8 protein-coding genes and 1 pseudogene are annotated in these 6,985 nt (G+C 51.3%); 8 read left to right on the top strand and 1 reads right to left on the bottom strand.

The features are described 5' to 3' along the window. Window positions 1-378 (top strand): annotated as a pseudogene (locus AC1HCM_RS07530) (hypothetical protein); the annotation flags it as partial. Here the strand turns inward: AC1HCM_RS07530 and AC1HCM_RS07525 are convergent. Continuing rightward, window positions 365-2,044, bottom strand: coding sequence for a putative bifunctional diguanylate cyclase/phosphodiesterase (locus tag AC1HCM_RS07525; RefSeq protein WP_479461152.1), 1,680 nt, complete (start codon window positions 2,042-2,044; stop codon window positions 365-367). The pseudogene AC1HCM_RS07530 and the gene AC1HCM_RS07525 overlap by 14 nt on opposite strands. Before the next feature lie 88 nt (window positions 2,045-2,132). Here AC1HCM_RS07525 and AC1HCM_RS07520 point away from each other — a divergent pair, with 88 nt between their 5' ends. The 7 genes from AC1HCM_RS07520 (at window position 2,133) to AC1HCM_RS07490 (ending at window position 6,954) form a co-directional block, all read left to right on the top strand. Continuing rightward, window positions 2,133-3,680, top strand: coding sequence for a hydantoinase B/oxoprolinase family protein (locus AC1HCM_RS07520; RefSeq protein WP_479461151.1), 1,548 nt, complete (start codon window positions 2,133-2,135; stop codon window positions 3,678-3,680). Continuing rightward, on the top strand, window positions 3,673-4,323 hold the full coding sequence (purN, locus tag AC1HCM_RS07515) for a phosphoribosylglycinamide formyltransferase (RefSeq protein WP_479461150.1): 651 nt from the start codon (window positions 3,673-3,675) through the stop codon (window positions 4,321-4,323). Before AC1HCM_RS07520 ends, purN begins: the two co-directional genes overlap by 8 nt. A 21-nt stretch (window positions 4,324-4,344) precedes the next feature. After that, entirely contained in the window at window positions 4,345-5,223 is an 879-nt protein-coding gene (ispH, locus tag AC1HCM_RS07510) for a 4-hydroxy-3-methylbut-2-enyl diphosphate reductase (protein WP_479461154.1), read from the top strand. Next, window positions 5,193-5,699 carry a thioredoxin fold domain-containing protein gene (locus tag AC1HCM_RS07505; RefSeq protein ID WP_479461149.1) on the top strand — a complete coding sequence of 169 codons (507 nt, stop codon included), beginning with the start codon at window positions 5,193-5,195 and terminating at the stop codon, window positions 5,697-5,699. The genes ispH and AC1HCM_RS07505 overlap by 31 nt, the downstream gene beginning before the upstream one ends. Continuing rightward, window positions 5,696-6,271: a TetR/AcrR family transcriptional regulator gene (locus AC1HCM_RS07500; protein ID WP_479461148.1), complete on the top strand. Its 576-nt coding sequence runs from the start codon at window positions 5,696-5,698 to the stop codon at window positions 6,269-6,271. The genes AC1HCM_RS07505 and AC1HCM_RS07500 overlap by 4 nt, the downstream gene beginning before the upstream one ends. An 83-nt stretch (window positions 6,272-6,354) precedes the next feature. After that, the gene (locus AC1HCM_RS07495; protein WP_479461153.1) at window positions 6,355-6,759 is read left to right on the top strand and encodes a hypothetical protein; all 405 of its coding nucleotides are present in this window, start codon (window positions 6,355-6,357) and stop codon (window positions 6,757-6,759) included. Between the two features lie 3 nt (window positions 6,760-6,762). Further along, on the top strand, window positions 6,763-6,954 hold the full coding sequence (locus AC1HCM_RS07490; RefSeq protein ID WP_479461147.1) for a hypothetical protein: 192 nt from the start codon (window positions 6,763-6,765) through the stop codon (window positions 6,952-6,954). Window positions 6,955-6,985 lie beyond the last annotated feature (31 nt).

Genomic DNA, 6,985 nt, shown 5'->3' with positions numbered 1-6,985 from the left:
AAGTCCCTTATAAGGGCAAAGATAATGGAGGAGCTCGCCAAGAGCCTGATGCCCGAGAACACAAGCGAAGCCTACCTTGCGGGTCTGTTCTCCCTTATAGACCTTATCCTTGAGGAGGATATCGTTGATTTCCTCAAGGAGGTGAATGTAGACGACCTCGTTATATCAGCCTTCACCGATAAGAACAGCAGGATGGCATCCATGCTCAGCATGGCGGTCCTGCTTGAAGAGCACGAGACAGAGATAAGGAGTGCTAAGAGGGCTGAGGATGTGAGCATACTGAGAAGCATAGCTAATAACATAGGTGTTGAACCCGAAGACCTCAGGGAGTCGGTCATGAGGAGCTACGTAATGGCTGACACCATCATACACCTTTAATCTTGAAGTTCTTGTTCTTCAGCATCTCTAAGAGGCTGTCAAAGGTTACTGGAGGTGAGAAGTAGAACCCCTGCGCCTCATCACACTGCCAGAGCTTAAGGAACACAAGCTGTTCCTCAGTCTCAACTCCCTCAGCGGTTGCCCTTAATCCTAAGTTGTGGGCTATGGCTATTATGGTCGTTGCTATGGCAACGTCGTTTGGGTCCGAGATAACATCTCCTATGAAGGACCTGTCTATCTTGAGCTTATCAACAGGAAAGTACTTCAGGTAGTTCAGGGATGAGTAGCTCGTCCCAAAGTCATCTATTGCGATGGATATACCCATACCTTTCAGCTTCCTCAGAACCTCCGCCGCCTCGTGCTTGTTCTTCATCAGGGTGCTCTCCGTTATCTCCACCTCAAGGTAGTTCGGATCAAAGCCCGTCTCGCTCAGAATCTTCTTAAGGCTGTCCAAGAACCCTCCCGCCGCTATCTGCTTGGCGGATATGTTCACCGCCACCTTCAGGGCAAAGCCCTCGTCAAGCAATCTCCTTCCATCTATACAGGCTCTCCTGATTATCCACTCACCCATGGGTATGATCAGGTCCGTATCCTCAACCACAGGCATAAACCTGCCGGGAAGTATCACACCTTTATCTGGATGGTGCCACCTAATCAGAGCCTCCACGCCCACAATCTCTCCCGATGTAAGCTCAAACTGGGGCTGGTAGTAGAGGGCGAACTCCTCCCTCTGAAGGGCATCCCTCAGCTCAAGCTGGAGGGTGAACTTCTCGCTAACCTTGAGGTTAAGCTCGTTGGTGAAGAACTTGTAGGAGCTCTTGCCAAGCTCCTTTGCATGGTGCATCGCTATATCCGCATTCCTCAGAAGGGTCTGGGGGTCGCTCCCATCTATAGGGTAGACGCTTATGCCAGCGGTCACAGTTATGTATATCTTGTGGTCGTTGATGAAAAAGGGTGTCTGGGCACTCTTGAGAAAGCCCGATACGAGCTCACCTATATCGTCAATGCTTGAGAGGGTATCAAGGACCACAACGAACTCGTCGCTCCCAAACCTTGAAACCATCGTGTTTTGGGGAAAGTGGGACACAAGCCTGCCGGCAAAAGCCTTGAGGAGGCTGTCCCCCACATCGTGACCGAGGGTGTCGTTTATCAGCTTGAAGTTGTCAACGTCAAGAAATACAACAGCCACCCTTCCCTTGCCCTTCCTCGCTCTGAACAGAACCTGGGAGAGGTGGTCGTAGAGTAGTGCTCTGTTGGGAAGCCCGGTCAGCGAATCGTAGTAAGCCAGGGAGCGCAGATTCGCCTCAAGGCTCCTCCTGTCAGTTGCATCAAGGAAGAGGGCTACGTACATTCCTTGCCCTACCGAGAACACGGTAGCCTCAAGGGTAAAGGTAGAGCCGTTGCTTGAGCCCCAGACCTCTCCTTCCCAGAAACCCTCTTCCCTGAGGAGGGTCATGACCTCTTCAAAGGTGGGAAAGCCCGACCACTTCAGTTCAAGCTCCTCTATTGAGCTACCGTACAGCCTTTCCCTCTGAAAACCCGTTATACTCAAAAAAGCCTCGTTTACATTCCTGATCGTACCAGCCTCATCAAATATCAACACCCCTTCCCTCATGTGCTGGAGTATCTTTGACATCAAATAGACTTTCCCTCTCAGTCTCTCCATCTTTTTCCTCAAGTCATCTTCTCTGCTCATTCTCTACAAGTGTAGATTATCGGCATGTCTATGTAAGCTTTCACTTATAATTTTCCCGATGCCTCCCTTACTCCTTGAAGTCTTCAAGAACAGACTGTCTTCGGTTGCGGAGGAGATGGGGATAGTTCTTCAGAGAACCTCTTTCTCCCCCAACATAAAGGAGAGGAAGGACCTTTCCTGCGCTATCTTTGACCCTGAGGGCAATCTCGTAGCTCAGGCTGACCACATACCCGTTCACCTCGGCTCAATGTCCTCATCGGTGAGAGAGGCTATAAACTCCGTCAGCTTTGAAGAGGGGGACATGGCTGTCCTGAACGACCCCTATCGGGGTGGAACGCACCTTCCGGACGTAACCCTTGTAGCTCCCGTATTCCACGACGGGGAGATACGCTTCTTCGTAGCCAACAGAGCTCACCACTCGGATATAGGAGGTATGTCCTCGGGCTCAATGCCCCTCTCCAGCTCAATCTATCAGGAGGGCCTGATAATCCCACCGGTGAAGCTGATTGAAAGAGGTGAGCTAAATAGGGAGCTCTTATCTCTTGTTCTCTCAAACGTCAGGACTCCCGACGAGAGGCTGGGGGACATAAGCGCCCAGGTTATGGCAAACAAGGTGGGAATCAGGAGGATGAGAGAGCTGATAGAGCTCTACGGTGTGGAGAACGTGCAGAAGCTCTGTGCAGAGCTTATATCCTACTCCGAAAGGGTGATGAGGAGCCATCTTGCGAAGATCCCAGAAGGAACCTACGAGTTTGAGGACTTCATAGAGGACGACGGGATGGGAAGGGAGGACATAGGAATAAGGGTGCGTCTGAGCGTGAAAGGCTCCTCGGTCAAGGTGGACTTCTCAGAGAGCGATGACCAGACGGAAGGTCCCTTCAATGCGGTCAGGTCCGTCACCCTGTCGGCGGTTTACTATGTGTTCAGGTCCCTCCTTCCGGAAGACGTTCCAACCAACGAGGGGTGCTTCAGACCCGTTGAGGTTATAACGAGAGAGGGCTCCGTCCTTGACCCGAGACCGCCGGCTGCCGTTGCTGGTGGAAATGTAGAGACATCCCAGAGGGTGGTTGATGTGGTTCTCGGTGCCCTATCCAAGGCTATGCCCGAGTTCGTACCGGCGGCGAGCCAGGGAACGATGAACAACCTATCGGTGGGTGGTTTGGACCCGAGAACTGGAGAGAGCTTCACCTACTACGAGACCATAGGTGGGGGCATGGGAGCATGGGCTGGAGGGGATGGAGAGAGCGCCGTCCATTCTCACATGACAAACACAATGAACACACCTGTTGAAGCCCTTGAGCACGCATTCCCCTTTCTGATAAGGGAGTACTCCATAAGGAAGGGCTCGGGTGGGGAAGGTGAGAGGAGAGGAGGAGACGGCATAGTAAGAGAGATAGAGTTTCTCTCGGAGGTGGAGGTTACGGTACTTTCCGAGAGAAGGAGGATACCGCCCTACGGTCTGTTCGGCGGAGGACCGGGAGAGAGGGGCATAAACATGGTTCTGCGGGAGGGAAGGAGGGAGATGAGACCGGGGAAGTTCAGGGAGAAGTTGAGAAAGGGGGACGTCCTTCGTATAGAGACCCCCGGAGGGGGTGGTTATGCTTAAGGTAGGAGTTCTCGTCTCGGGAAGGGGCTCAAACCTGCAGGCTATAATAGACGGAGTTGAGAGCGGGAAGATATCCGCATCAATAGAGCTGGTCATATCGGATAACCCCAAGGCTTACGCCCTCCAGAGGTGTAAGAAGCATGGGATTGAGCACAGAATCCTCAGGAGAAAAGACTTCCCCAGCAGGGATGAGTTTGAAGAGGCTCTCGCAGAGAGCCTGAAAGAGAAAGGAGTTGAGCTTGTGGTTCTCGCAGGTTTTATGAGAATACTCGGAAGGAGTTTCCTCAGGCACTTCCCCAACAGGGTGATAAATATCCACCCATCCCTGATACCAGCCTTTCAGGGGCTCCATGCCCAGAGGCAGGCTGTTGAGTTCGGGGTTAAGTTCTCGGGGTGCACAGTCCACATAGTTGACGAGAGCGTGGATGCGGGACCGGTGATAGTTCAGGCGGTGGTCCCCCTGCTGCCCGATGACACGGAGGACAGCCTATCCGAGAGGATCCTCAGCTACGAGCACAGGGTTCTGCCCCAGGCTGTCCAGTGGTTTGCAGAGGGGAGAATTGAGGTTGAGGGTAGGATGGTGAGAGTGAAAGGGGCTGAATACGGCACACTCCCGGTCAACCCAAGGCTTGAGAAATTTTAAAGGGAATATAATTTTATGAACATGGTTGAGATAATAGTTGCACCCAACGCGGGCTTTTGCTTTGGTGTAAAGAGGGCTGTGAAGCTGGCAGAAGAGAGCGCCGATATAGTTAGAGAGGGAAGGAAGGTCTTTACCCTCGGACCCATAATCCACAATCCCCAAGAGGTAGGAAGGCTGAAGAGCCTCGGTGTAGAACCCCTTGAAGGAGAAACGCTACAAGAGGGAGATGCCATAATCATAAGGTCCCACGGGATACCCCCGGACAAGGAGAGAGAGCTAAAGGAAAGGGGACTGAAGGTGATTGATGCAACCTGCCCCTACGTGAAGGCTGTCCACGAGGCTGTCTGTAAGCTGAGCGAAGAGGGCTACTTCATAGTCCTTGTGGGGGAGAAGAACCACCCGGAGGTGATAGGAACCCTCGGATACCTTGAGGAATGCAAGGGAAGGGGAATGGTGGTGGAAACCCTTGACGACCTGAAGGAAGCCTTCAGGCATGAGAGGGTGGGTGTAGTATCCCAAACGACCCAGAGCGAGAAGTTCTTCAAAGAGGTGGTGGGTGAGCTCGCCCTGTGGGTGAAGGAGCTTAAAGTTATAAACACGATATGCAACGCCACATCGGTGAGACAGGAAGACGTCTACCAGATAGCTCCTCAGGTGGATGTGATGATAGTTATAGGAGGAAAGAACAGCGGCAACACGAGGAGGCTCCACAGCATCGCTAAGAGCCTCAACAGAAACTCCTATCATATAGAGACAGCCGATGAGCTGAACCCTTCTTGGTTTAAGGGGGTCAAGAGGGTGGGGATAACAGCAGGGGCATCAACACCAAGCTGGATAATAGAGGAGGTTAAAGGTAAAATAGAGGAGATATGCAGAGGGTCTTCCTGCTTATCACCTTAGCTTTCTCGCTTCTGTTCGGAGGGAGTCTCTACGAAGAGCTTATAAAGGAGCAGATAAGAAGCATCCCAAAGGATAAAGCCATAGTCGTGGGAAAGGGAAATAGAGAGCTTATAACGGTTATAAACCCAGACTGCCCCCACTGCAGAGCTGAGTGGAAGGAGCTCAGGAAGCATTTAGATAAGGTGAGGATATACGTCTTCCTCTTTCCCTTCAAGACTTGGGGTGAGGAAAACTTTCGCAAAGCTTACTACATAGCCTGTTCTGAAAACAAGCTGAAGGCTCTTGACGAGGTCATGCTGGGAAAGCTGGACGGCAAGGTCCCAAATGTGGGGAAGTGTTCCCTCCTTGAGGAGCACCTTAAGGTCGTTGAGAAGCTTGGGGTAAATGGGGTTCCCTACAACATAATCCCCCAGAAGAACAAGATAATTGAGGGCTTCTCCAAGGACCTCATAAAAGAGCTTGGTATAGAGAAGTGAGCCGAAAGGAAGAGGGAAGGCACACAAGAGAGAAGATACTCCTCACCGCAAAGAAGCTCTTTGTAGAGAGGGGCTACTTCAACACGAGCATGAGAGACATAGCGAAATCTGCGGGAGTCAGCACAGGAGCGCTCTATCACCACTTTGAGAGCAAGGAGGAGATAGCAGGAGAGATATACAGGAAGACCCTTGAGGTAATAAAGGAGAGGATAGTAAGCGCCATAAAGAAGGGGAGGGATGCAGAGGAGAGGGTTAAGGGAATAGTTGAGGCACTGCTGAGGCTGGCTGAGGAAGACAGGTATACAATGGAGTACGCCCTTTACGTAAAGCACAGGGAGATACTGGACATACCCGTCTGCTCCGCCGAGCCCTTTGAGCTCCTTAAGGAGTTTTGCAACAGAGAGAAAGAGAGCGGAGGCATAAGGGAGATAGGAGATGAGCTCTGTGTGGTTTGTCTGACGGGCGCACCGGTCAGGCTGATGCAGCCCAAGTGGGATGGGGTTATCAAGGGGGACCTTCTCTCCTACAGCAAGGAGCTTGGACACTGCGTATGGCTCTCCCTAAAACCGTGAACTCTTTCCCTTCTGTCAGCTTGACATACCGAATGTTCGGTATTATTTTTAAAAGCGGGAGGTGTAAGATGAAAACCTTGGCGATGGTTGTCAGGCAGGATGCTTATGACCTCGTACTAACACCTTTAGCTTTCGCCTACCTAGGAGCTGAGGTTTACGATGAAGTCAATATCCTTTTTGTCAACTGGGCAGTTAGACTGTTGTCAAAGCAGGGTGTTGAAGCTCTTAAACCTTCAGCAGACCATGCAGGTACACCTGTAGATATGATAGAGGAAAGAGTAACCGCTGCAGGTCTCCCAGCAGATATACACGATATTTTTAAAAAGCTCAAAGAGACCGGCAAGGTTCATCTTTACGGATGTAGCCTTGCTGCACAGATATTCGGTGTGAGCGAATCAGATCTTATACCTGAAGCGGATGGCATAGTCGGTGCTACTTGGTTCCTTACAGAAAAAGCAGAACCTGCCTCTGTTTTTATGCAGTACTGAGCCATGGCGGACCAAGAGCTTTGCAAGACATGCGTTTACTTCATTGAGAACCTTCCAAGGGAAGAGTACTCGGAAGAGGACTGGAAGTTGATGGAGAGACACAGGTGCACCATTGATGCAAATCCCGGAGACGAGCTCTGCTCCCAATTCAGGAAGTCCTCTTGCTCAATAATAGACTTAGGAGGTAGCCCATGAGAAAGCTTTTAATCCTCTTCCTTACACTGCC

This window comes from Hydrogenivirga sp., assembly GCF_056450045.1.
Note: the sequence above shows the minus strand (reverse complement) of the source record. Positions and strands in the feature narration are given on the sequence as shown.

Excerpts from the sequence above, each read along its gene's own strand:
- AC1HCM_RS07525 (WP_479461152.1), bottom strand. The coding sequence starts at position 2,044 with ATGGAGAGACTGAGAGGGAAAGTCTATTTGATGTCAAAGATACTCCAG.
- AC1HCM_RS07520 (WP_479461151.1), top strand. The coding sequence starts at position 2,133 with ATGCCTCCCTTACTCCTTGAAGTCTTCAAGAACAGACTGTCTTCGGTT.
- purN (WP_479461150.1), top strand. The coding sequence starts at position 3,673 with ATGCTTAAGGTAGGAGTTCTCGTCTCGGGAAGGGGCTCAAACCTGCAG.
- ispH (WP_479461154.1), top strand. The coding sequence starts at position 4,345 with ATGGTTGAGATAATAGTTGCACCCAACGCGGGCTTTTGCTTTGGTGTA.
- AC1HCM_RS07505 (WP_479461149.1), top strand. The coding sequence starts at position 5,193 with ATGCAGAGGGTCTTCCTGCTTATCACCTTAGCTTTCTCGCTTCTGTTC.
- AC1HCM_RS07495 (WP_479461153.1), top strand. The coding sequence starts at position 6,355 with ATGGTTGTCAGGCAGGATGCTTATGACCTCGTACTAACACCTTTAGCT.
- AC1HCM_RS07490 (WP_479461147.1), top strand. The coding sequence starts at position 6,763 with ATGGCGGACCAAGAGCTTTGCAAGACATGCGTTTACTTCATTGAGAAC.